The sequence below is a fragment of the Solicola gregarius genome (assembly GCF_025790165.1).
GTDB lineage: Bacteria > Actinomycetota > Actinomycetes > Propionibacteriales > Nocardioidaceae > Solicola > Solicola gregarius.
This window is the reverse complement of sequence record NZ_CP094970.1, coordinates 2,529,666-2,555,977: the sequence shown is the minus strand read 5'-3', so window position 1 is coordinate 2,555,977 and position 26,312 is coordinate 2,529,666. Positions and strand designations below refer to the sequence as shown.

Here is a 26,312-nt window from a genome sequence, read left to right as displayed (position 1 = left end):
TTGGGTGTCTGCGCTCGACGGTAGATCGCGGACCCGAGACCGGCCTGTACGCCGACTGTGGAAATGCTGCGAATCGGCGGCTATGCCTTCTTCGAGGTGCTTTTCGCGGTGCTCTTCTTGGCGGCCGACTTCTTCGCCGGCGACTTCTTGGCCGGGGTCTTCTTGGCCGTCTTCTTGGTGGTCTTCTTCGCCGTCTTCTTGGCCGTCTTCTTCGCCGGGCCCTTCGCTCGCTTCTCGACGAGCAGGTCCGAGGCCCGCTCCAGCGTGACCGCCTCGACGGAGTCGTCCTTGCGCAAGGTGGCGTTGTACTCGCCGTCGGTGACATAGGGCCCGAAGCGGCCGTCCTTGACGACGACCGGGTTTCCGGTCACCGGATCGGCGCCCAGCTCCTTGAGCGGAGCAGCGGCAGCGCGGCGACCGCGCTGCTTGGGTTGTGCATAGATGGCCAGCGCCTCGTCGAGCGTCATCGTGAGGAGCTTCTCCTCGGAGTCGATCGAGCGCGAGTCCGTACCCTTCTTCAGGTACGGCCCGTACCGGCCGTTCTGGGCCGTGATGTCCTCGCCCGACTCGGGATCCGCGCCGATGACGCGCGGCAGGCTCAACAGCTTCAGCGCGTCGTCGAGCGTGATCGTGTCGAGCGACATGTCTTTGAACAGGCTTGCCGTACGGCGCTTGACGGCGTTCTTGCCCTTGGTGGGCACGTCATCGGGCAGCACCTCGGTGACGTACGGCCCGTACCGCCCGTTCTTCGCGACAACCGGATAGCCGGTCTTGGGGTCGACGCCGAGCTCGGTCTCCGCGCCCGTCGGGTTGGCCAGCAGCTCACGCGCCTTCTCCAGCGTCAGCTCGTCGGGCGGCAGGTCGTCGGGGATATTGGCGCGGGCGGGCTCGCCGTCGTTGCCGGGGCCTTCGACGTACGGCCCGTAGCGGCCGACCCGCGCGGCGATGCCGTCGCCGATCTCGAACGTGGAGAGGCCGCGGGCGTCGATGTCGCCGAGGTCCTCGACCAGCGACTTGAGCGCCGTATCGCCTTCCTCCTCGCCGAAGTAGAAGCCGCGCAGCACCGTCTGGCGATCCCGGTCTCCGCGCGCGACCCGATCGAGTACGTCTTCGAGCATCGCCGTGAACTCGTAGTCGACGAGCTTGCCGAAGTGCCGCTCCAGCAGTCGGACGACGGCGAACGCGAGCCACGCCGGCACCAGCGCAGTGCCCTTCTTGTAGACGTAGCCGCGGTTCTGGATCGTCGTCACGATCGACGCGTACGTCGAGGGGCGACCGATCTCGCGCTCCTCGAGCTCGCGGATCAGCGTCGCCTCGGTGTAGCGCGCGGGCGGGCGCGTCTCGTGTCCGGCCGGCTCGAGGGCGGCGACGTCGACGCGCTCTCCCTCGGAGACGTTCGGCAGCCGGGTCTGCTTGTCGTCGCGATCCTTGCTCGGGTCGTCGGCGCCCTCGACGTACGCCTTGAGGAACCCGTAGAACGTAATGGTGCGGCCGGTTGCGGTGAACTCGCAGTCCTCGCCGCTCGTTGCTCGTGCGCCGAGCCGCACCGTGACGGAGTTGCCCTTGGCGTCGTTCATCTGCGACGCGACCGTACGCATCCAGATCAGCTCGTACACACGGAACTCGTCGCCGGTCAGCCCGGTCTCGGCAGGCGTACGGAAGTAGTCGCCTGCCGGGCGGATCGCCTCGTGCGCCTCTTGGGCGTTCTTGACCTTGCTGGCGTACGTACGAGGCGCGTCGGGAAGGTAGTCGCCGCCGTACAGCTCGCGCACCTGTGCCCGGGCGGCGTTGACCGCCGTGCTCGACAGCGTCACCGAGTCGGTACGCATATAGGTGATGAACCCGTTCTCGTACAACCGCTGCGCGATCTGCATCGTGCGCGACGAGCCGTAGCCGAGCTTGCGCGACGCCTCCTGCTGCAGGGTGGTCGTACGGAACGGCGCGTACGGCTTGCGGGTGTACGGCTTGGAGTCGACCGCGCGAACGTCGAAGGTCTGCGTACGCAAGGCACCGGCGAGTGCAGCGGCACGCTCGCCGTCGATGTGCAGCGGCACCTCGCTCGCCTGCTTGAGAACGCCATCGCTGGTGAAGTCGCGGCCCTGGGCGACCTTGTGACCGTCGACGGCCACCAGCTTCGCCGGGAACTGTCGCGGGTCCTTCTCTGCGCCCGCATCGAAGGTCGCCTCGAGATCCCAGTACGACGCGATCTTGAACGCCATCCGGTCACGCTCGCGCTCGACGACCAGGCGAGTCGCGACCGACTGCACGCGGCCGGCGGACAGCCCGCTCATGACCTTCTTCCACAGCACGGGGCTGACCTCGTACCCGTAGAGGCGGTCGAGGATGCGACGAGTCTCCTGCGCGTCGACGAGATGGTCGTCGATGTCGCGCGGGTTCTCGACAGCGGCGCGGATCGCCTGCGGCGTGATCTCGTGGAACACCATCCGCTTGACCGGGACCTTCGGCTTCAGCTCGTCGAGCAGGTGCCAGGCGATGGCCTCGCCCTCGCGGTCCTCGTCCGTCGCGAGGTAGAGCTCGTCGGCGTCCTTGAGCAGCTTCTTCAGCTTGGCGATATGCGACTTCTTGTCGGCCGGCACGACGTAGATGGGCTCGAAGCCACTGTCGACGTCGACACCGAGTCGCGCCCATGACAGTCCCTTGTACTTCGCGGGCACCTCGGCGGCGTTGTGAGGGAGGTCGCGGATGTGACCGATCGACGACTCGACAACGTAATCCTTGCCGAGGTAACCCGCGATCGTACGCGCCTTGGCGGGCGACTCGACGATGACGAGTGCGGTCACAAGAGTGCTCCTGATCTACGAGAATCCCGCAGTTGCGGGGAAATAAGTGAATCGACGGACACGGTAACGCGTCCTGTCAAGCCGCAACGCACGACCCACCCACGTCATTGCTCGCATTCTTCCGCGACCTCTGCTCTGCACGAGTCGGCCTCGCCCCGCGTCCCGTACGCCCGGTCGTCCCCCGGACCACCACGCAGTGCGTCATTGCCGGAGTCGCCGAACATCAGATCGTCACCGGAGTCGCCGAACAGGCTGTCGTCGCCTTCTCCGCCGTCGAACACGTCGTCGCCCGGACCGCCCCACGCCGCCGCCGAGCCGTTGTCGTCCGCGTCGACGGTCGCGTACGCCGCGAAGTAGTCGTCGCCCTCGCCCATGGAGGCACGCACCGTATGACCGCCCCAGGTGACGACGCCGAACCGCTCATCCCCAGGGCCACCGATGAAACGTACGTCCGCCTCACGCGCGGACGCACCGAAGTCCTCGATCCCGGCGAGCGGCGACGACTTCCCGTCCGCGCGCACCACCTCGCCCGGTACGTCGATCGTGAGCGGCGCCGACGTACCGTTCTGCAGCTCGGCATGGTCGTAGCCCGGCCCGCCGCCGAGCGCCCCGCGTCGGCCGGCCTCGAGCGCGACCTGGATCGCGTCCGCGCCCGATCCGCCGGACACCGTCATCTGCGATGTGACGTCGACCCGGTCGTCGCCTCCGCCTGCGGTCACCACGCCGTCGTCGTCGTGGTCGCCGATGGAGTCGTCGTACCTCGAACCGATCAGGGTGTCGGTGCCCTCGCCGCCGTCCAACCAGTAGCCCGGCGTATTGCTCCGCGACGCATCGAGTCGGTCGTCGCCGTCCTCGCCGAGCAGCGTTGGGTACAACGACTCGTCCGGTCCGCCGGCGACCGCCGCAACGCGGTCATTGCCGCCTCCCGCGGAGACGATCGCGTGACCGCGGACCGTGATGTCGTCCGGCCAGTCGGTACCGACGACATGCGGTACGTCGAAGACGAGGTCCCGTCCGATGCCGCTCCCGGTGACGACACCGTTCTCCGTGACCGTGATCCCGCCGCGCGCCTCGGGAAACTCCACCCGATCGGGGGTGTGGTGCGCCGGTGAGATGTGGATCGCCTCGTTCGATGAGCGTCCACCGCCGAATATCCGGTCGTTGCCGCTCCCGCCCGACAAGACGTCGCCTTCGGCAGCGTTGCTGCCCTCGTCGGAGTACAGCTTGTATGGGCCACCGTGGAGGGCGTCGTCGCCCGCGCCGCCGTACAGCTCGTCTGCGCCCGAGTCTCCGCACAGCACGTCGTCGCCTCCACGCCCGTCGATGACGTCGTCACCGGTGTACGCCCGGATCACGTCGTCGCCGGGCGTTCCCGTCAGCTCGTCGTCGTCTTCGGTCCCGGCAAGCGTGACCGTCCTGCCCTTGCAGGTGTCGTCCTCGTCGGCTGCACCCGCGGACGGCTCGCCCAGCGTCGTGACCGCTACCAGCAGTCCCGCCGCCGCAACCGCGAGCTTTCGTACGTACCCATGCACCCCGTTTGCCTCCCGGCTACCTACTGTTACACGGATCGGTCGCGGCCGTGCCGGCGGACGTACCGCCGTCCGCCTACCGGTCGGCCGGTCACCGCTGAGGCACAATGCAACCGTGTCTGCTCCGGAAGCCCTCGGTCGCCTCCGCCGCGTGCGTCGCATCGGCGTCGGTGGCTTCGCATCCGTATGGCTCTATCACGACACTGACCTCAAGTCGCACGTCGCGGTGAAGGCGCTCGCCGACAACTGGGCCCAGCGCGCCGACGTACGCGAGCGGTTCCTGAACGAAGCACAGCTGCTGCGCGCAACCGACTCCGCACATGTGGTGCAGGTCTACGACATCGGCGAGCTTCCCGACCAGACGCCCTACTTCGTCATGGGATTCGCGGACAAGGGAACGGTCGCCGACCTGATCCACGACGAGCCGCCGGCACTCGCAACGACGGTCGACCTGGTCAACCAAGCGGCACAGGGCATCGCCGACCTGCACGCGACCGGTGTCATCCATCGCGACATCAAGCCGTCGAACCTGCTGCTGCGCTCTGACCGGATGCGTGGGAGGCGGCTGCTCGTCGCCGACCTCGGCGTCGCCAAGGCGATGATGTACGCGTCCGGCATGACCCAGGTCGTCGGCACGCCCGCGTACATGGCGCCCGAACAGTCCGAGCCGGGCGGTCCGGTCGACGCGCGCGCCGACGTGCACGCGCTCGGGGCGGTCGCGTACCAGCTGCTCACCGGTCGGGTCGTGCGCGAAGGCACGCTCTACGGGCGACGCGACGCCGAGGCGCCCGACCCACCGAGCGCCGTCGCCGACGTGCCCGAGGCTCTCGACGACGCCGTGCTGCGCGCGGTGGCCCTCGATCCTGTCGAACGCTGGCCCGATCCGCTGTCGTTCGCCGCGGCACTGCGGGACGCCGTCGGTACAACCGATGAAACCGAGTCGGCGACCTGGCAGCCATCGGGCGCCGATACGACCATCCGGGTGGCCAGGTCGACCCCCACGAGTACGCCGCCCCTCAAACACCGCCCGCGCAAGGCATGGCTGGTGGCCGGGCTGGTCGCCGTACTGGTGGGCGCAGTGGCCGTCGGCGGCTATCTCCTCGGGCCCTGGGGCGACCCGGAGGCCGGCACGCCTGCCGACCCTGGCGACTACTGCACGGTGCTGCAGGAGGACTGGGACCGCATCGCGTCCACCGGCGGCACCGCGCCCGACGACTATGCCGTGATCACCGACGCGGTTCACCGGATCCGCACGGCGGCGCCGACCGGCGTCGAGCAACGCTGGGCGGCCGTCGACGACCCGCTGCAGGACTTCCGGACCGTCATCGAGGAGCTCGACATCAGCTGGGACGATCTCACCGACGACGAGCTCGATGCCGAGGACAGAGCCAGCGCGGTCGGCGCGATGAACCGCCTTTCGCAGCGGCTCGACGGCGTCGATCTGAATGCGATCGCCGCCGTCGACACCAGGGAGCGCTGCGGGTTCGTACCCCGACGGATAGACATCGGGTAGGACAGCGGGACCCGAGCAGTTCCTCACCTGCTCGTCTCGAGCGTGCCGCCAGAGGCGCACCACGATCCCGGCCGCACGACAGAGTTCGGCGGGTCCCGCGTGGCGCCTCCTCAGGCACCATGCAGAACCCGCCGAACTCTCCCCCCCGGGGTCAGACCAGCGCGGGTACGCGCTCCTCCGTCTCGATCTCGGGCGAGCCCCGACGTGCCTCGCGGCGGCCGAAGCCGCGCAGCAGCGGCTCGCAGACCAGCAAGAGCGACGGCAGCAGCACCAGCCGTACGAGCGTCGCGTCGATCAGGATCGCGGTGGCCAGTACCACGCCCATGATCTTCATCTCGATCATCGACAGCGTCGCGAACACCGCGAACACCGAGACCATCACAAACGCCGCGCTGGTCACGACCGACGCCGTGTCGCGTACGCCCCGCTCGACGGCAGCGCGGTGCGAGAGACCGTTGCGCAGCCCCTCACGTACGCGGCTGAGAACGAACACGTGGTAGTCCATCGACAGCCCGACCAGCACCACGAAGCAGAACAGCGGGGTCCAGTCGATGATCGAACCACTGGACTCGAAGTCGAGCAGCGACTCCGCCCAGGTGTTCTGGAAGACGAGCGTCATGATGCCGAACGCAGCACCGACCGAGAGCAGGTTGAGCAGCGTGGTCAACAGTGCCAGCACCGCGCTGCGGAACATCACCAGCATCATCACCAGGGTCAGGACCAGCACGAAGCCGACGACCCACGGCAGCCGCTCGGACAGATGGTGGCTCGCGTCGTACGTCTGCCCGACGCCGCCGCCGACGGCCCATTCCGTTCCCTCGAGATCGCCGCCGGGCTGCTGCCCGACCTGGTCACGAATGTCCAACATCGCCTGCTCGTTCGCGTCCGAACCCTCCGGATGCGTGGTGGGAAGGGTGAGCACGGCACCGGAGCCGTCCTCGGCGACGTCGAGCTGGTCGGCGCCGGTCGTGGCGAAGTCGTCGCCGGCGAGCGCTTCCTTCTCGATCGAGCGCAGCTCACCGGTGACCGCATCGATCGTGTCCGGGTCGGCGGAGACCGCGACCTGCACCGTGTCCGCGTCCTGCGGGAACTTCTCCTGGATCTGCGACAGGGTCTGTACCGCGGGAATGTCCTTCGGAAGCGTCTCCAGGCTGCCCTGTTCGAGCTTCATGCCGACCAGCGGCGTCGCCGCCACGGCGAGCACAACGATCGAGCCGATGGCCGACCGCTTCGGGTGGCGTACGACCGGACCCAGGATGCGACCCGCGATCCCACCCTTGCCGATGCGGCGGTTCAGGCGCCACAGGAACGGCACGCGCGGGCGGTCCACCCAGCGGCCGAGCTTGACGAGCAGCGCCGGCAGAACGGTCAGCGAGCCGACGACGGCGACACCCACGACGAGGATCGATCCCGCTGCCAGCGAGGCGAACGTGACATCCGAGGCGATGAACAGGCCCGACATGGCAACCATGACGGCGAACCCGGACACGACGACGGCGTGTCCCGACGTACGTGCCGCGACCTCGACGGCATCGAGCGTGCTGCGTCCCTTGGCGCGCTCCTCACGCTCGCGCTTGAGGTAGAACAGCGAATAGTCGACTCCGACGGCCATGCCGATCAGCAGTACGACGTTCGCGACAGTGCCGTCGTCGGGCGCGAGGTACGACAGCGGCGCATACAGCCCGAGCGTCGCGACGACCGACGTGATCGCGAGCAGCACGGGGATGCCCGCGGCGATCAACGCGCCGAACGCGATCAGCATGATCCCGAACGTGATGGGCAGGCTCATGCTCTCGGCCGACGAGAGATCCTCGCCGACGCGTTCCATGATCGCGTCGTCGACCGACGCGTCGCCGGCCTCACCGATCTGAAGGTCGGGATGCGCCGCAGCAACCTCCGTCGTCACGTCGAGCACGCCGTCGACGTGCTCGCCGGCGTCGTCCTCGTCGCCGGCCATGGTGACCGGTACGAGCAGCGCGCTCCCGTCCTCGGACGGGATCGCCTTGCCGACGCTCTCCACTCCGTCAACGTCCGCGACGCCGGTACGTAGCTCCTTGACCGCCGACTGCGCGGTGGCCTGGTCGAGCTGTTCGGCGTCGGACGTGACGATGATGCTCTCCGAGGGCGGCTCCTCGAGACCCGCGTCCTCGATGATCTGTGCGGCCGTACCCGACTCGCCAGTGCGGTAGTCGGCGTCCGACGTCTCCTGCTTCGGAACCACCGTGCTGACGCCGACGGCCGCGGCGACGAAGACGACCCACATCAGGATCGCTCGCCACGGATGCTCGGCACTCCAGCGGGCGGCTCGTACTGTCACGGCTGTGCGTGCCATCGCGCTTCCCTTCGACTCTGAGGGCGGTTGTTCGCCCACCCATGAGCCTTCCGGTATTCGCCCGTGGGGTCAGTGGCTCTGCGACCCGTCTGGGGGTGGGGTTATGCCTACCCTGAGATGCCTCGGGGTTGGCGACGCCCGGCTGTGGACCTGGTGGTCGGTCCTCGCCTTCGGTTGCCGTCTTTCGCCTTTCCGTGCGCTGGGCTTCTGCCTTCACCGTTTCCCGTGCGCTTCGGTGCCGGCCTTCATCGTTTCCCGTGCGCTTCGGTGCCGGCCTTCATCGTTTGCCGTTCGCTGGGCTTCTGCCTTCACCGTTTCCCGTGCGCTTCGCTACCGGCCTTCATCGTTTCCGGTTCGCGGCGGTGCAGACCGCATGGCGGCGACGAGATCCGTGTCCGGGTGGCTCAGGTTGCTGGTCGGCTTTCCCAGCTTTTTGCTTCCGCTTTCATCGTTGCCGTGCGCCCGGCCCGCCCGGCGGCGACGAAGGAATCTGCGTTTGGGGCGCCATTCGCACTCAAACGCAGATTCTCTCCCGCCGCCGATCACACCTCGCACACTTCTCGAAACCCTTCTCGAACATTTCTCATATTCCCTTGTGGATAAGCCTTCTGAGCACCCGATCCTGTCAGTGGCGGCTGGCAGAATATGTTCTATGAGGGCGGCCACACTCACCACCGACACCGAGTCCAAGGACGGGCTCGACATCGCCCTGGACGCCCGTCGCCACCTGGCGCAGACCGAGGCCGCCCAGTACGACGCCCTCCTCGGCTACCTCGAAGACACCGCAGGTACGCCCCTCGCCCGCGCCGGTGGTGTCAACGAGTGGACCCGTTACGGCGGGTCGGGCACCCCGAGCGTGTCGGAGTACGCCGCATGTGAGGTCGGCCCCGCGCTCGGGCTGTCCGCGTCCGGTGGCCGGGATCTCATCGCCGACGCCCTGGATCTCACCTACCGCCTCCCGCAACTGTTCGCGTGTCTGCACGAAGGTTCTGTCGATGCGTGGCGGATCCGGAAAGTCGCCCGCAAGACCCGACGATTCACCATCGCCCAGGCCGCCGACGCCGACCGGCGACTCGCAGCTGCGAACGCGGATGGGACGCCGTTGATCGCGCGGGTCGGCATGGGGCGGGTGAACCAGATCCTGGACCAGATCCGGATCGTCGAAGACCCCGACGACCCCGAAAACCAGCGCACCGAAAACAGTGCTCGGCGGAGTGTGTCGATCTGGGGTGACGACGGACTCGCCCGCATCTCCGGCACCCTGTCACTCGACGACGGCAAGAGGCTCGACCAACGCCTCGACCAGATCGTCGAATCGCTCCGCTTCCTCGGCGACAACCGCCCTCACGGCATCCTCCGCTCCGTCGCACTGGGCATGTTGGACGAACCCGACAGCCTCGACGACCTCTACCACCACGTCCAGGCAGCCCGCGCCGGCGCCGCCGACCAGACCGACCAGGCCAGCGACACCGCGCCGAAGCCGGACCCGGAGCCGGCCGACCAGTCGGCCGACCTGCCCGGCGACGGCGGGTCACCCGAACGGGCAACTCGGGCGCAACGCTCCGGCTCGCGGCAGACGGTTCTGTACGTCCATTTCGACCGGTGCTGGGGCACCTGGTCCCTCGAAGACGTCGGCGCCATCACCCGCTCCGAAGCCGCCGAGATCCTCGGCCACTCCCACATCACCGTCAAACCCGTCATCGACCTCGAGACCACCATCTCGGCCACCGGCTACGTCGCACCACCACGGCTCAAGGAACAGCTCGCGCTGACGAACGCCGGCACCTGCACCTTCCCGCACTGCAACCGACCTGCCCGGGTCGCCGACTACGACCACATCATCAACCACACCGACGGCGGCCCGACCGACTCGAGAAACGGCCATCGACTATGTAGGTACCATCACCGCGCGAAAACCTTCACCGCATGGACCGTGCAATCACCCGCACCCGGGATCTGGCTCTGGCAATCACCCGCCGGCCGCACGTACCTCGTCACCGGCGGCACCACCACCAAACTCCCCGGCCGCGTGGCCAAGACCATCCAGCACAGGCGAAAACACGACGCCGCCTGAATCCCCGTCGTGAAAGCAGCACCGCGGCGGGGCACCGGCACGCCGCCGGATGTCAGGTGCCGCCCGTCGCGACCTCGGACCGCCAGACGTCGATCACCAGCACCGTTCGCATGCCCACGGACTCGTACAAGCCGAGCGCGGGCGTGGTGTTGTTGCTGTCGACATGCAGAATCGTGCCGTCGAGGTCGCGGGCCGCATCATCGGCGAACGCCTTCCGCAGCAGCGCCTTCGCAATGCCCCGACCACGCGCCCGCTCGACGACACCGATCTGCGCGACGTAGCCGCAGCGCTCGTCCTCGACGAACTGGTCGGTGACATGGATCATCGCGACCGGCTCATCGTCGACGTACGCGACACGTAGGTTGTCCCAGTCGAAGCGCGCCTTGCTCTGCAGCAAGGCGGTCCAGTCGTCATAGGTCTGAGCCTCGGTGCCGAAGTGCTCGACGAACGACTCCTCGCGTACGGCATGCGCGTCGCGGCGGACCGACTCGGCCGCGCCGGCCGAGCGCAGGTCGAGGCCGGGCGGCAGCCGCGGATCGCGCTCCACGGCAGGGCCGTCGATGCGCATTCGGTAGAACGACGTCGCCGGCTCGAATCCTCGATCCGCAAGCAGCGTACGCATCGTGGTGTCCTGACGGTAGGTGCCCTTGTCGACGGTCACGCGTTCGTGACCCGACGCCCGGCCCATCTCGCGGGCACGGTCGAGGGTCGTATCGAGCATCCAGCGTGCGACACCCACGTCGAGCGAGATCACATCGACCGCGACCTGGTCGCTGCCCGGGCGGCAGAAGGCCGTCGCATACCCGACGAGCTCACCGGCGGCATCGTGCGCGACCCAGCCATCGGTCTCCAGCACGAAGCCCGGTTCATTCAGCTCGTCGCGTACCTCGTCGAGCGTGAAGTCCGGGAAGCCGACCACGGCGTTTCCGTACGCGGCAACCAGCGCGAAGATCCGGCGGTCGTCGTCCAGCCGGGGACGACGCACCGTGACCCCCGTCGCCAAGCCTGACTGCTGCATGAATCCATCGTCGCGGCCGGACGGCAGGACGTCCACGGATTAACGGAGGTCGGCCGTCAGATAGCCATCCATGAGCAACGACCGCACATCATCCGCGTACGCGGCGCGCAGCTCCACCGAGTCGCGGTCGAGTATCTGGGCAAGCGCATCAAGGATCTGTCCGACGCTGAGCTCGCCGTCGCACGCGCCGATCAGGCCCGCCGTCACCGTGTCGACCTGACGTGCACGGCGAAACCCGTGCAGCTGGCGTACGACGATGCGCTCGGGATCGTCCGCGCCCGGCGCCGACTGCTGCTCCTGCACGAGTTCCCTCTGCCGGAGACGCATGCCGAGCACTTCGTCGTCCGGGGCGGCGGACTCGTCGACCGCGCGCGACCACGCGGACACCTGGGGCGCCACCGGTTGCTCGATCGCGGCCGGCCAGTCCTCCAGGCGTACGACGGGCTGGTCGCGGTCGGTGCGCTGCAGACACATCCACCCGAAACCGACCGCCTCGATGCCCTCGTCATCGAACCACGAAAGCCACGTGTCGTACCGCTCGCGATATTGGGGCGTGCCGTGCAGTCCGGCGTCGGCGAGCCACAGCTCGACGTACGTCGGCAGGTCGACCACCTCGCGCTGCAGCACCCAGGCGTCACATCCGGTGTCATCGAGCCACTCCTCGAGCCGGTCGTCCCAACTGCGGCCGCCGCGATGCGCCCAGTTGCCGAGGAGCTGCAGCCACCCGCCCGGGCGGAGGTACGCGGGCGCATCGGTGACGAGCCTGCGCACCAGCTCGTCGCCGGGCATTCCTGAGTCGCGATAGACGAGGCGCTCACCGGTGCCGGGCGAGATCACGAACGGCGGGTTCGTCACGATGAGGTCGAACTGCTCGCCCTCGACGGGAGTGAACAGGCTGCCGTCGCGTACGTCGACCTCGATGCCATTGATCCGTGCCGTCGCCCGCGCCATGCTCAGCGCCCGCTGGTTGACGTCGGTGCCGACGACCCGGCCGGCGTGCGTGCCCAGGTGCAGGGACTGCACGCCACAACCGGCGCCCAGGTCGAGCGCCGAGTCGACCGAGTCGCGAATCGTGAGCTGAGCGAGCGTCATCGACGCCTCGCTGATGCCCAGCACGTGATCGGTCGGGACGGCACGGTCGGCACCGTCGAGCCCGGGTGTCAGATCACAGACGACCCACCAGTCGTGCTCCTCGTCGCCGTAGGGGCGTACGTCGACGCGCGCACGTACCTCCGAGACCGTTCGCTCGAGCATCCCGGCAAGGCAGAGGCGATCGACCAGGCCCGGCAGCGCATGGTCTGCGGCGGTCGCGTCGACCGGCCGCTGCAGCGAGAACAGCCGGGTCAGCGTCGACAGCGCGCTCCCGTCCCCCGTCGCCCGCAGCGCCGGCGTGGTCTCGTTTCGCAGCAGCGCGCGATGCGCCGGCGTCCCGAGCAGCTCGCCCACCGATTGCGGGGTGAAATCGGCCTCGAGGAGTGCGTCGCGCAGCTCGGCAGCAGTCCGGTCGTCGATCATGCCTCCACCCTTGCAGATGGCCGGCGCACGACCGACCCGGGAGCCGTCTGTGAACACGCCGCTACGTGCGGTTGTGGAATCGCCCGGATCGGGAGAAAGTAAAGGACCGGTACGTCCGGGTGCCGGTTGGTTGTGCACGTCGAACCCTCGGAGGCAGCGTGTCCAGAGGCCGCATCGTCCTGTCCGTTCTGAGCGCCCTGGTCATCGCGCTCTCGACTGCGCTCGGCGGCCTCGCGCTGTCTCCGGCGCAGGCGCAGGGCACGGGCGTCCTCGAGATATCGAAGAGCGTCATCAACCCGCAGGAGTCGTACGCTCCGGGCGACACGTTCCAGTACGAGATCGAGCTCTCCTGCTCCAGCGTCGACGGTCCCGGCTGCGACGACGCGGAGCTGACCGACGAGCTCCCTGAGCCGCTGGTGCTCAATGGCAACCCAGCCGTCAGCGTCAGCGGCAACATCGCGAACGACGAGTACGCGGTCACCGAGGACGGCGACGCGTTCACCATCGACTTCACCCAGGACCTCGGTGACGGTGTCGTCGGAATGGAGTCGGGCACCGACATCACGATCGTCGTGAACGTGATGGTGCCCGAGGACGCACAGGCCAACTACGGCGGCACGGTCACCAACACGGCGGACGCCACCCAGACCAACGGCGAAAACGTCGACGCCTCCGCCGCGGTGACCCTGGACATTCCGCTCGAACTGGCGGCGACGGTCGACAAGACCATCACTCCCGCCGGCGTCCCCGGCATTCCGGGAGAACCCGTCGAGTTCACCATCGACTCCTCGAACGCCTCCAATGCGTCCGTCGACACGATGGTCGTGCAGGACCCGGCCGACGGCGCCGATGACCCGTTCGAGTACCTCGAGGTCACCGGGATCTCGTCGATCACTCCGCCCGAGGGCGCCACCCAGGTGCAGGTCGACTGGCAGAGCGCCGACGGTACGTGGACCGACGGCACGCCGACCGCGATCCCGGACGATCCGAACGCCCTGCTCGACGGGATCACGCTCTCCGATATCCACGGACTGCGGATCACCTGGATCAGTGAGGACGGCGCCACGATCCCGCCCGACGCGTCGTCCACGATCGTCCTCGAGACACAGACCCGTAGCAACGTCACGGACATTCCTGCCGGCACCGACGAGACGGTCACCAACGTGACGTCCACGCAGGTCACCCTCGGCGAGGACGAGTCCGAGGTGGTGACCGACGACGCGACCGTGGTGATCAGCCGAGCTGATCCGACTGTCACGACGGAGAAGACGTACACCCCGGCGAACGTCCCGTCGGGCGGCACCAGCACGGCGACGATCAGCTCCACGAACGGGCCCATTCCGGTCACCGAGATGGTGATCAGCGACCCCGGGCCGGGAGAGCCGGGCTTCGACGAGCAGGACGTGACGTTCGAGGGCTTCGATGCCGACTCGATCGAGTGGCCGGCGAACGCGACCGAGGCCTCGGTCACCTATACCTATACAGAGGGCGACCCCACCACCGAAACGGCCACCGAGGCCAATACCCTGCCCGGGCCCGATCCGGACCGGACCGTCACCGGCTTCGAGATCACGTACAGCGGGCCGATCCAGCAGAACGCGGTCGCCAACCTCTCGTACGACGTCATGGCACCGACACTGCCCGACGACTCCCCCGGAGTTACATCGACGAACTCGACGTCCACCGAGGTCACCGATGCCAACGACACCTCTGCAACCGACGACGACACGGCCGATCTGAACGTGCTGCCGCTGCAGGTGGACACCGAGGTCACCAAGGACATCGTCCGCGACCAGATGCCCGGCGTCCCCGGGTCGGCGACGGTGATCTCGCTCGACGCGATGGTGACGGGGGACTCGACGATCGGGTCGAACGTCCTGCAGATCACCGACCCATCGCCGCAGCCGCCCGACAGCGACAACCCTCCCGCGCTCACCGACTTCTGGAACGCGATGGACCTGGTCTCGCTCGGCCCGGTCGAGATCCCGACGAACACGACCCTGACGGTCGAGTACTGGAGCAACTCCCAGCAGGAGTGGGTCACCGTCGAGAGCGGGCTGACCAGTGACGACTCGCCGTTCAACTGGACGCCGACCGCCGAGGAACGCGAGGACATCGCCGGGATCCGGCTCACGTACGAGCCGACCGACCCCGACGGCACCCTGCCGCCCGGATTCGAGGTGCAGCCGTACTTCACGGTCGCGCAGCGCGACCAGCTGCGGGACGGCTCGGGCAGCGCGCTGCCCGACGACGAGACGATCACGCAGACGAACGACGTCCAGTCGAAGGTCGACAACCCCGACTCGCAGGAGACGCCGCGGTACGACGACGACAGCGACAGCATCGACGTCGTCCCCGCGCCCGACGGCCCCGGCACCGACCTGCTGGACAAGAGCTGGCTCAACCCCGACACCGGGAACCCCGATGATGCCGTCACCGTCGGTGCGCTGACCGACGACCAGCGCGATGCCCGCATCACCTGGGGCACGGGCGGCTTCCCGATCGAGCAGGCCGTGATCGCCGACCCCGCGTCGGCCGGTGAGCTCGACGACGTCTCGACCAGCGTGTACGACGCGTTCAACCTGGTGGAGATCCAGCCGATCAACGCCAACAACGATCCGCTGATGACGTTCGACGCGGTCACGGGCGTAGAGCTCTACCTCGACACCAACGGCGACGGCGACGGGAACGACCCGGGCGAGGGTTGGACCGACATCACCGAGACGGTCTGTGGCGCGGACGGCGCCGCCTGCGACGGCGTGTTCCCCGGCTACACGCTCAGCGACGACGAGCAGGCGAGCGCGCTCGGCGCGCGCCTGACGTTCGAGGAGAGCCCGACCCGCGCCGACCGGATCACCAACCCGGCAACGGATCCGCCGGTCGGCAGCGGCGTGGCCAACTCCGAGGCGGCGAGCCGCCCGATCGACCTGACCTTCCAGATCCGGCAGACGCTTCGCTCCGACCCGGACCAGCCGGTCCTCGGCACTCAGCACCCCGAGGTCCCGTACAACACCGGCCAGCCCGGCCTGGTCGACAACACCGCGAGCCTGACACCGGACGACTACGCGCCATCGACCGACGACGCCCGGATCACGATCACCGACTCGGCTGTGAACACCGAGCTGACCAAGGAGTTCGACACCGACGCCGTGGGTTTGCCGCCGGCTGACGGCGGCACGGATCCGTCGGACTACCCGCTCGTGCTCGCCACTCTCACCGCCACGAACACCACGCCGGCGAAGGTGTCGAACCTTCAGGTCACCGACGCGGTGGACACGGCACAGCAGACGTCCAATACGTTCGACGTCTTCAACCTGCAGCAGATCGTCTCGATCAGCGTGCCGACGGCAGCGGACCCTGCCCTTTCCGAGGTGTTCCTGACCGAGAACGGCACTGAGGGCGAGGCACTCACGATCGACGAGGCGCTCGCGCTGAGCGAGTCCGACCTGGCCGACGTGACGCAGATCCGGGTCCTGCACCACAGCCCCGACGGCACGCTCGTCGCGATCGAGCCCGACGCGCAGTCCGTCGTCGAGCTGAGCATGCGCCTGCGGCCTGACCACCGCAGCGACGGAAGCCCCGTCCAGGTGGGCGAGGAAGTCCTCAACATCGCCCAGACCGATGTCAGCAGCCCGGAGGACGACGCCAGCGCCAACGCCGACGACACCGTCACCATCCAGGAGGCGACGTACGGCGTCGAGGCCGACAAAACCATCGACCCCGCCGAGCGGTTCGAGAACGAGAGCCGGGACTACACGATCCACCTCCAGGGTCAGCCGACCGGCAACGTCCGAACCCGAGTGCTGACGATCACCGACACCGAGGAGACGTTCTGGAACGCGTTCGACTTCACCTCGTTCGACGCCGTGGCCACACCCGCCCCGGTCGCACAGATCAAGACCGACGCGCTCGTCGGTGTCACGTACGAGCTGGACGCCGACGGCGCTCCGGTGGCGATGTGCGACGGCTCCACCGACCTCGCCGACTGCTGGGTGGATGGCGACTGGACCGACACGGGTGGCAGCATCGTGCCGGAGCTCCCGGACGGCGTGTCTGCGGGAGACGTACGCGGTCTTCGGTTCTCGTTCCAGAATGCCGACGGCACCGGGTGGGAACGACCGCCGAACCCGATCGTCCCGGTCGAGTTCACCGCGACGATGCGCGACACCCTGATCATCGGGCCGAACGGCGAGGACAACACCGTGCCGGTACCGACTACCGAGCCCGGCCAGCCGACCGCGCCCGGCGAGGAGGAACAGGGTCGTACGACCGACACCGTGGACGTCCACGGCGAGGGTACGTTCGGCACTCCGGGCGGCGGCGTGTACGAGGCCGACGACGCAGCGACCGACAGCACCCTGCGCAGGCATCTGACCAACGAGGTGTCGATCACGAAGGCTCCCGGAAACGGCAACGGCGAGCCGCCGTCGTACCTGCCGGACAGCAACATCCCGTACGAGTTCACGGTCGAGAACACCGGCACCTGGCCGCAGACCGGCGTGACGATCACCGACCAGATCCAGACCAACGACAACGGCTCGATGCTGGTCGAGCCGCGCGACTCCGACGGCGACCCCGCCCCGGACTACACGTTCACGCTGGTGGACGCGGACGGGAACCCGAAGTCGACCGACGGGTTCAGCGCCGAGCTCGACGAGGACACCGGCGTCCTCACGGTCACTCCCCCGGACGACTTCGTGTTCGAGCCGGGCGACGTGCTCACCGTGGAGACGCCGCTGATCTACCAGCCGGGACTCGAGCCGGGCACCGAGGTGGAGAACGGCGTCACGACGACCGACGACCGCACGTACGACACCTGCGAGTGGACCCAGAACGAGACGATCGAGAACACCGACACGAACGTCGACGCATGCGCGGCGTCGACGGTCACCCAGCCGCTCGCGGCGTCGCCGCTCCGGGTGACCAAGTCCGTCAAGGGCGTCGGCGCCGGATTGCCCGACGCCGCTCCGGGTGACGCGAACTACGACGACCTCGGCCGAGTCGTCTCCGACGGCACAGACGTCAGCGAATGCGATGCTCCGAACGCGCCGAACGACTTCTACGTCTACCCGTGCGAGCCGATCACCCGACCGGGCGGCACCGAGCGTTGGCAGCTGCGGCTGACCAACTCCGGTAACACGACCGCCACCATTCTCGCCGGCATCGACGTGCTCCCGCACCCCGGTGACACCGGAGTCATCGTGCCGACCGAGCGCGAGTCCGAGTGGACGCCAACGCTGCTGGGCAACTTCACCACCGACGGCGAGCCGGTCGACCTGGCCGACGACTTCGTCTCGTTCTACTACCTGACGACGGTGCCGGACCAGGCGTGCAACCAGGCCGACATTCTCAGCGACACCGACCCGGACTGGAGTGCTGCGACCTACCCGGACTGCTACGACGAGGTCGAGAGCCGCAACTGGGTCCGGGTCAACCCGGACACGACGCCGGCCGAGCTCGCTCAAGCCAAGGCGATCAAGGGCGTCATCGACTACACGGACTCGCCCACCGGTGGTGGACTCCCACCACTGGCGACCGTGTCGGTGGGCTTCGACACCCAGACGCCGTGGACGCCCGACATGCCGGGAGAGCTGCCGCCGACGCCGATCGCGTGGAACTCGTTCGCCGCGGGAGCCACGGCGTTCTTCAACGGCGAGCCGAACCCGACGAACGTGATCGAGCCGCGCAAGGTCGGCGTCGCCACCGCGACCGGCCAGCTGGCGCTGGAGAAGGTCGTCGACGTACCCGACGGGTTCCCCGACGACGCGCTGCCCGACTCGTACCCGATGCAGCTCGCGTGTACGTCGGGTCCGGAGGACGTCGACATCGTCGACGCCGACGGCAACGACCAGAGTCAGGTCACCGTGCCCCCGGACGAGACGGTGGCGGTCAATGACGACGGCACCCTCACCATCCCCTGGGGTGCGGATTGCACGGCGACCGAGGATCCCGTGCCGCCGGGTGCGACGGTGACCTGGGATCCGCCGGGAACCGGCACCACGTCCGGTGCGGTCGACGCCACGCGCGACTTCGCCGACCGCGACGACATCGCGGAGCCGGCGTGGCCCGACCCGATCGACCCCGCGACGATCCAGGCGACCAACACCTACGAGGTCGGCGGCTTCACGATATCGAAGGAGGTCGACGAGAGCGGCGCCGTGGACCAGGACGGCAACCCGATCACGTACGACACGGACTACGACTTCACCGCGACGTGTACGTACGACAACGGCGAGGAGAACGTCACGGTCCTCGACGAGACGTTCACCCTTGCGGACGGTGCGGACCAGGCGTTCGACAACCTCCCGGCCGGCTCGGAGTGCACGGTCACCGAGATCGGGACCGGCGGCGCCGCGAGCACGAGTGTCGTGGCGCTGCCGAACGGGACGCCGTCCGGTGACGGCACCTCCGCGGAGTTCACCATCGAACCCGACGAGGGCGACGCGCACGTCAACACGGTCGACTTCACGAACCACTACACCGTTGGGTCGGTCAACGTCACGAAGGCGCTCGACGGCGCGGGAGTCGACGACTGGGCGACCGAGCCGTTCGAGGTCGAGATGGTGTGCACCCTCGACGGCGCCACTCCGGATCCGGTGTTCGAGGACACGCACACGTTCACGCCGCCGTTCGCGAACGGCAACTCCGACACGTGGACGGTGAATAACCTGCCGACCGGCGCGGAGTGCGCGGTCACCGAGACCGAGACCGGCGGAGCGAACGACACGTCGATCGCGGGCTCACCGATAACGGTCGGCAACGGCTCGACCCCGCCACAGGAAGCGACGGTCACGGTGACCAACACCTTCCTCGACGGCCAAGTGCGGGCCAGGAAGGTCATCGCCGGGCTGGAGGGTCAGCAACTCGAGCAGGCACGGGATCACACGTACACGTTCAGCCTCGCGTGCACCCGCGAGGTGGACGGCGAGACCGAGGACGTCGACATCCCCGGTGGCGCCACCCGCGACGTGACACCGTCCGAGAGCCCCGTCGCGATCTGGGACGGACTGCCGGTCGGAGCGTCGTGCGAAGTGACGGAGGTGCCCGACTCGCAGTTCCCCGACACCGTGGACGTCATCGTCGTCCCCGATACGGTGACCGTACGCAACGGACGGCCGGTCGCCCAGGCGACCGTGGTCAACGTGTTCGACGAGGCGCCGCTGACGGTGGAGAAGCTCGTCACCGGCGACGCCTCGGAGTACGCAGCCGACGAGTTCGGCGTCGAGGTCGAGTGTTCGTACGGCGACGTCCCGTTGAACGTCGATCCGCAAAACCCGGACGCCGAGCCCGGGCCGTACGACTTCACGCTGGCGCCCGACGAGTCGTTCACCACGGCCGAGCTACCCGTGGGCTCGGACTGCACCGTGACCGAGACCGACACCGGCAATGCGACCTCGACGACCATCACCGGCGACGGCGAGGTCCCGATCACCGGCGACGGCGCGACCGCGACGATCGAGAACAGGTATGACAACACCGGGTTCGTGATCGACAAGATGGTCGACGCCGGCGGCGCGGTCGATGCCAACGGCGACCCGGTCACCTACAACGTCGACTACACCTTCGACGCGACATGCGAGTTCAACGGCCAGACGGTGCTCGACACCGAGATCACGGTCCACGCGGGCGAGTCGCAGCAGCTCGACGGCGTCCCGGTCGGCGCTGACTGCACGGTCACCGAGACCGACACCGGCGGAGCGAAGGACACCGCGATGCAGATCACCCAGGACGGTGAGACAACACCTGGTGACGGCACCTCGGCGACGTTCACGTTGACAGCGGGCACAACCGATCTCGACACCGTCACGGCGACGAACGCCTACGGTGCAGGCGATCTGTTGGTCAAGAAGGTCGTCACCGGACCGGGCGCCGACGACGCGACCGGGCCGTACGAGCTGCGGGTGCGGTGCACGCTCGACGACGCGAGCCTGAAGCTGGTGCGCGACGAGCGACATGAGCTGCAGGCCGGCGAGACCTGGACGGTCGACGACCTGCCCGCCGACGCCCAGTGCACGGTGACCGAGCCGAAGAAGGGCGGCGCGGACGAGGTCACGATCGATCCCGGCACCGTGACCGTGGCCGACGGAAAGACCGTCACGGTGCGGGCGACCAACACGTTCGGCCCGGACGAAGGCGGCGACGACGACGGTCGGGGCGACCTCCAGATCACCAAGGTCGTCGACGGCAAGGGTGCCGACGACGCCACCGGGCCGTACACACTGCGCGCCCGCTGCACCGTCGACGACGCGAGCCCCAAGGTCGTACGCAACAAGACGCACCAACTCGAGGCCGACGAAACCTGGATCCTCGAGAACCTACCGGCCCGCGCGCAATGCACGGTCACGGAGCCTGACAACGGCGGCGCCGACGAGGTGGCGATCGAACCCGGCACCGTGACGGTGCGCGACAACGACAGCGTCTTGGTGCGCGCGACCAACACCTTCGGCCCGCACCAGGGCGACGACGATGACGACGATAACGACAACGACGACGATGACGACCTGCCGGACACCGGCGGCCCGATCAACCCGATCTGGGTCGTGCTCTCCATCCTCGCGATCGGCGTCGGCGGGATGGCGATCCGCAGGAGCCGCCGGCTGAGCTGAGCGACGGAACCTAGTGTCCTGAGTCGGGTCACCCGGCTCAGGACACTAGGCGTCGTTGCCCGCTAGCGTTCGCAGTTCCGCTTCTTCTCCGCCCGGCACAGGTCGTTGCCGCCTCCGCCGCCGCTCGTGTCGCGACCCTTGCCACCGCGCAGCCGATCGTTGGCGCGGTAGCCGTACATCCCGTCATCGCCGCGCCCACCGAACAGCCGGTCCGGGCCGTCGCCGCCGAACAAGGTGTCGCTGCCGGTGCCGCCGTGGACAACGGTGCGATCGAGCCCTCGCGGGTGCCGCCCGTTGGTGTGCTCGTAGCGGTCATTGCCGGCTCCCAGCCGGATGCGGGCGACCTGGCCCTTGCTCAGCAAGGTCGAGACGTCCTGGCTACCCTTGCCGCCGACGAAGCGTACGTCGGCGTTCCGGGCGCGCAGACCGAATCCCTCGACGGAGCGCAGGCGGGTCTCACGGCGTCCGATCCGGAGCCGATGCGCCGGCACGCGTACGTCGATATCGCCGGCGAATCGCTGGGTCAGGCCGAGCCGGTCCCTGCCTGCGCCACCGTTGATCGGCCGAAGCCTGCCCTTACGGACTTGTAGCTGGATCACGTCGCGTCCGCCTTGGCCGAACACCGTCATCCTGGACATCGCCCGGACCTGGTCATCCTTCCCGCCGCCTGCACGGACGACACCGGCGCCGGCGGGGTCGAGGATGCGATCGTCGTGATCCGACCCGATCAGCCGGTCGCGTCCGGTGCCGCCGTCCAACTCGTGGTAGTAGTTCGTCCGGTCCGCGCGCGACGCGTCGAGACGGTCGTCGCCGCCTTGGCCCTCGATCAGCGGCCAGAACTGGTTGTAGTGCCTGCCGGGCAAGACACGTACCCGGTCATTTCCGTCTCTGGCCGCAACGTCCCAGTCACCGCGGACGGTGATGTCGTCTGCCCATCTGGTCCCGCTGATCCGCTGCATACCCCCGAGCAACCGGTCACGCCCTACGCCGGGTCCGCGCACCACACCACGCTTGCCGACCGTGATCGCTCCCGTGGCTCCGGGAAACTCCACCCGGTCCCTGGAGCGCCACCACGCCGCGTCCGGAAGGTCCTTGTCTCCGCCGCCGATCATCCGGTCGTTCCCCGGTCCGCCGATGAACCGGTCGCCGTGGATGCGCCACTGGAATCCCTTGACCACCCTGTCCGGACCGCCGTCCAGGAGGTCGCGCCCGCTGCCCCCGAACAGCGCGTCCGCGCCCTTGCCGGCGCAGACGATGTCGTTGCCGCCACGTGCCTTGATCGTGTCATCGCCGTTACCGCTGTCGATCACGTCGCGGCCCGGAGTCCCGGCGATCCGGTCGTCATCCTTCGTCCCGTGGATCGTCACCTGGTGGCCATGGCAGCGCTTCGGCGCGTCCTGTGTCTCCTCGGCCTTGGTCGCCTGCGCCGTGCCCACGGCGGTAATCGAGATGACCATTGCCACGGCGGTGACGAAGCCGCCCGATCTGGTCGCAATCATCGTTGCCCCTCCCGTTGATCGCGCGCCACTATTCCAAAGATCGGCACTGCGCACCGGCGAAGCGAGGAATTTCCGCAGAGACGGCAACGGGCGACCACACCATGGTGTGGTCGCCCGTTATCGGAGGTAGGGCTAGGCAGCCGGGAGGCTGTCTCCCTGTGCCTCGCTGATTGCCACCGGACGCCGCTTCGAGATGTAGACGGCGGCGACGATGATCGCGAGCGAGACGATGGCGATCGCGAGCCGGATCGGCGTACTCGCGTCGTCTCCGTACGACAGTGCGACGATCGCCGGTGCGATCAACAGCGCCACGAGGTTCATCACCTTGAGCAGCGGGTTGATCGCGGGCCCGGCGGTGTCCTTGAACGGATCGCCGACGGTGTCGCCGATGATCGTGGCCTCGTGCGCATCGGAACCCTTGCCACCGTGATGGCCGTCCTCGACCAGCTTCTTCGAGTTGTCCCACGCGCCGCCGGCGTTCGCGAGGAAGACCGCCATCAGGGTGCCGGACGCGATCGCGCCCGCGAGGTACGCACCGAGCGGTCCGACGCCGAGGCCGAAGCCGACGGCGATCGGCGCGAAGATGGCGAGCACTCCGGGAGTGGCCAGCTCGCGAAGCGAGTCGCGAGTGCAGATGTCGACCACACGCCCGTACTCGGGACGCCCGGTGCCCTCCATGATCCCGGGGATCTCGCGGAACTGGCGGCGTACCTCGAACACGACCGCGCCCGCGGCACGACCGACGGCGGCGACGGCCAGCCCGGCGAACAGGAAGACCACCGATGCACCGATCAGCAGGCCGACGAGGTTCTTCGGGTCGGCGACGTTGAGCACACCGAGCAGATCGAGCGCCTCGCCGGTCGTCGGCTTGAACGAGCCCTCGAGGTCGTCGACCGCATCACCGATGGCATCGGTGAAGGAACCGAACAGCGCGGTCGCCGCGAGCACGGCGGTCGCGATCGCGATGCCCTTCGTGATCGCCTTGGTGGTGTTGCCGACGGCGTCCAGCTCGGTGAGGATCTTGGTGCCCTCCTCGTCGACCTCGCCGGACATCTCCGCGATGCCCTGCGCGTTGTCGCTGACGGGCCCGAAGGTATCCATCGCCACGATGACACCGACGGTCGTCAGCAGGCCGCAGCCGGCCAGCGCAACCGCGAACAGCGACACGATGATCGAGCCGCCACCGAGCAGGAACGCGCCGTAGACGGCCGCACCGATCACCAGCGCGGTGTAGACCGCGGACTCGAAACCGACGGAGATGCCAGCGAGGATCACCGTCGCCGGTCCGGTCAGCGCGGTCTTGCCGACGTCCTGGACCGGGCGGGTCTCCGTACCGGTGAAGTAGCCGGTGAGCGCGAGGATGAGCGCGGCGAGCACGATGCCGATGACGACGGCGACCGCCGCGATCAGTGCCGGGTTGGACGGGTCGGCGGGCTGGATGCCGCCCATGCTGCCGAACAGCTGCTCGATCGTGGTCGCACCGCCGATGTCGCTCAGATCGTCGAACGACGTCGGGAGGTACGCGAACGCGGCGATGACACACAACACCGCAGAGATGGTGGCCGAGATGTAGAACGACCGGTTGATCGTGGTCAGACCGCTCTCGCCGGGCCGCGGCTTGGTGATGTAGACGCCGATGATGGCGGTGATCGCACCGATGGCCGGCACGATCAGCGGGAAGACCAGGCCCTCCTCGCCGAACGCGACCGAGCCCAGGATCAGCGCGGCGACCAGCGTCACGGCGTACGACTCGAACAGGTCGGCCGCCATGCCGGCACAGTCGCCGACGTTGTCGCCCACGTTGTCGGCGATCGTCGCCGCGTTGCGGGGGTCGTCCTCGGGGATGTTCTGCTCGACCTTGCCGACCAGGTCGGCGCCGACGTCGGCGGCCTTGGTGAAGATGCCGCCACCGACTCGCATGAACATCGCCAGCAGCGCCGCACCGAACCCGAAGCCCTCGAGCACCGTCGGCGCGTCACCCTTGTAGATGAGGACGACGACCGAGGCGCCGAGCAGACCGAGCCCGACCGTCGCCATGCCGACCGTGCCGCCCGTGCGGAACGCGATCCGCATCGCCGGGTCGCGCCCTTCGTTCTGGGCGGCCGCCGCAACGCGCACGTTCGCGCGTACGGCGAGCCACATGCCCATGTATCCGATGGCTGCCGAGAACCCTGCTCCGAACAGGAAGAAGATCGACCGGCCGATACGTACGTTGGCGTCGCCGGGCAGGACGAACAGCAGGGCGAACGCGAGCAGTGCGAACACGGCTAGGGTTCGGAACTGACGCGTCAGATATGCCGAAGCACCCTCTTGTACGGCGGTGCCGATCTCCTGCATGCGTTCGGTGCCCTCGTCTGCGGACAGCACCTCCTGCCGGAAGAGTGCGGCCATCGCGAGCGCGACGACCCCGATGACCGCTACTACCACGACGAAGGCCATGTTGCCGCCGGAAAGCGACAAGTCCTCCGCCGCGGCCACAGTCATGTTGGCCATGGAAATCCTCCTAGACGGACGGGGTCGGCCCCATCCTGGTGAACGAGATCACATTAGTGACCGCCCTACCCAATCAGGTGTGAGGTCGGCCACAACAGGGGGGGTCATGATAATGGCTCGGTCGACCAGCGCATCTCGATGCGGGTCGTACCGGCGCCGGCGGTGCGCACCTCGAAGCCATCCGCGACACCCGCGGCTACGGCGAGGCGATCGACGCCTTCGTCCGCGGCCGTCCGCGGCCGCCCGCGACCTGCGACGTGGTCGACCGACACGACCGCCTCGTGATCGGCGACGTCCAGGCCGACAACAACGGCATCGCCGATCTCGGCGTCCGTATGGGCGGCCATCGCCTCGGCCGTGGCCTCGGTCGCGGCGAGCCGGATGTCCTCGACGAGGCTCTCATCGAGCCGCTGGACGCGAGCGGCGGACGCGATCGTCACGCGCATCACTCGGAGCAGTGCGGGATCGGGCTGCAGGCGGAGCTCGATGCGCGGCATGGCGCGCAGTCAGTGTGCGCTGATGGCGTCGCTCACGGAGCCGTAGATGCCGAACACCTTTTCCAGGCCGGTGATCCGGAAGATCTTGAGCAACCGCTCCTGCGTACAGACGATCACCAGCCGCCCGCCGTTGGCGCGTACGCGCTTGAGGCCTCCGACAAGCACACCGAGACCTGTCGAGTCGAGGAACTCGACCTTCTCGATGTCGACGACCAAGTAGTGGTGACCCTGATTGACAAGATCGATCAAACGTTCACGCAGGCGGGGTGCGGTGTAGACATCGATCTCGCCCGTGACCTCGATGACCTCGTACTGCCCCTCGGACCGGGTGGTCAACGACAGGTCCACGCCAGTCTCCTTCGCCGATACAGATACGTCGTCCGCATTCAATCACGATATCGGTCGACCGGCGGTGGAACCGAGAGGTCGTTGCCG

12 protein-coding genes are annotated in these 26,312 nt (G+C 68.2%); 3 read left to right on the top strand and 9 right to left on the bottom strand.

Features of this window, described 5'->3' with window-relative positions:
- Nucleotides 1–80: 80 nt before the first annotated feature.
- A complete protein-coding gene (topA, locus tag L0C25_RS12570) occupies nt 81–2,801 on the bottom strand; it encodes a type I DNA topoisomerase (RefSeq protein WP_271631990.1) in 2,721 nt (906 codons plus the stop codon).
- Between the two features lie 104 nt (nt 2,802–2,905).
- The gene (locus L0C25_RS12565) at nt 2,906–4,333 is read right to left on the bottom strand and encodes a calcium-binding protein (RefSeq protein ID WP_271631989.1); all 1,428 of its coding nucleotides are present in this window, start codon (nt 4,331–4,333) and stop codon (nt 2,906–2,908) included.
- Nucleotides 4,334–4,445: 112 nt separating this feature from the next.
- On the opposite strand from L0C25_RS12565, the gene L0C25_RS12560 reads away from it, so the two are divergent.
- Nucleotides 4,446–5,843, top strand: a complete 1,398-nt coding sequence (locus L0C25_RS12560; RefSeq protein WP_271631988.1) for a serine/threonine-protein kinase — start codon at nt 4,446–4,448, stop codon at nt 5,841–5,843.
- Nucleotides 5,844–5,994: 151 nt separating this feature from the next.
- On the opposite strand, the gene L0C25_RS12555 is transcribed toward L0C25_RS12560, so the two are convergent.
- Nucleotides 5,995–8,175, bottom strand: a complete 2,181-nt coding sequence (locus tag L0C25_RS12555; protein WP_271631987.1) for an MMPL family transporter — start codon at nt 8,173–8,175, stop codon at nt 5,995–5,997.
- 652 nt (nt 8,176–8,827) lie between these two features.
- Between L0C25_RS12555 and L0C25_RS12550 the strand changes: the two genes are divergently transcribed.
- A complete protein-coding gene (locus tag L0C25_RS12550) occupies nt 8,828–10,249 on the top strand; it encodes an HNH endonuclease signature motif containing protein (RefSeq protein WP_271631986.1) in 1,422 nt (473 codons plus the stop codon).
- A 52-nt stretch (nt 10,250–10,301) separates the two neighbouring features.
- On the opposite strand, the gene L0C25_RS12545 is transcribed toward L0C25_RS12550, so the two are convergent.
- Nucleotides 10,302–11,267 carry a GNAT family N-acetyltransferase gene (locus L0C25_RS12545; protein WP_271631985.1) on the bottom strand — a complete coding sequence of 322 codons (966 nt, stop codon included), beginning with the start codon at nt 11,265–11,267 and terminating at the stop codon, nt 10,302–10,304.
- A 39-nt stretch (nt 11,268–11,306) separates the two neighbouring features.
- Nucleotides 11,307–12,782, bottom strand: coding sequence for a class I SAM-dependent methyltransferase (locus L0C25_RS12540; RefSeq protein ID WP_271631984.1), 1,476 nt, complete (start codon nt 12,780–12,782; stop codon nt 11,307–11,309).
- A 158-nt stretch (nt 12,783–12,940) separates the two neighbouring features.
- Between L0C25_RS12540 and L0C25_RS12535 the strand changes: the two genes are divergently transcribed.
- Nucleotides 12,941–21,388, top strand: a complete 8,448-nt coding sequence (locus tag L0C25_RS12535) for a DUF5979 domain-containing protein (protein WP_271631983.1) — start codon at nt 12,941–12,943, stop codon at nt 21,386–21,388.
- Nucleotides 21,389–21,450: 62 nt separating this feature from the next.
- Here the strand turns inward: L0C25_RS12535 and L0C25_RS12530 are convergent, their stop codons facing one another.
- From L0C25_RS12530 to L0C25_RS12515, 4 genes are all read right to left on the bottom strand, one after another.
- On the bottom strand, nt 21,451–22,887 hold the full coding sequence (locus L0C25_RS12530) for a calcium-binding protein (RefSeq protein WP_271631982.1): 1,437 nt from the start codon (nt 22,885–22,887) through the stop codon (nt 21,451–21,453).
- Between the two features lie 132 nt (nt 22,888–23,019).
- Nucleotides 23,020–25,380 carry a sodium-translocating pyrophosphatase gene (locus tag L0C25_RS12525; protein ID WP_271631981.1) on the bottom strand — a complete coding sequence of 787 codons (2,361 nt, stop codon included), beginning with the start codon at nt 25,378–25,380 and terminating at the stop codon, nt 23,020–23,022.
- A gap of 104 nt (nt 25,381–25,484) precedes the next feature.
- Nucleotides 25,485–25,877, bottom strand: a complete 393-nt coding sequence (locus L0C25_RS12520) for an ATP-binding protein (protein ID WP_271631980.1) — start codon at nt 25,875–25,877, stop codon at nt 25,485–25,487.
- Nucleotides 25,878–25,886: 9 nt separating this feature from the next.
- On the bottom strand, nt 25,887–26,225 hold the full coding sequence (locus tag L0C25_RS12515; protein ID WP_271631979.1) for an STAS domain-containing protein: 339 nt from the start codon (nt 26,223–26,225) through the stop codon (nt 25,887–25,889).
- Between the last annotated feature and the right edge of the window lie 87 nt (nt 26,226–26,312).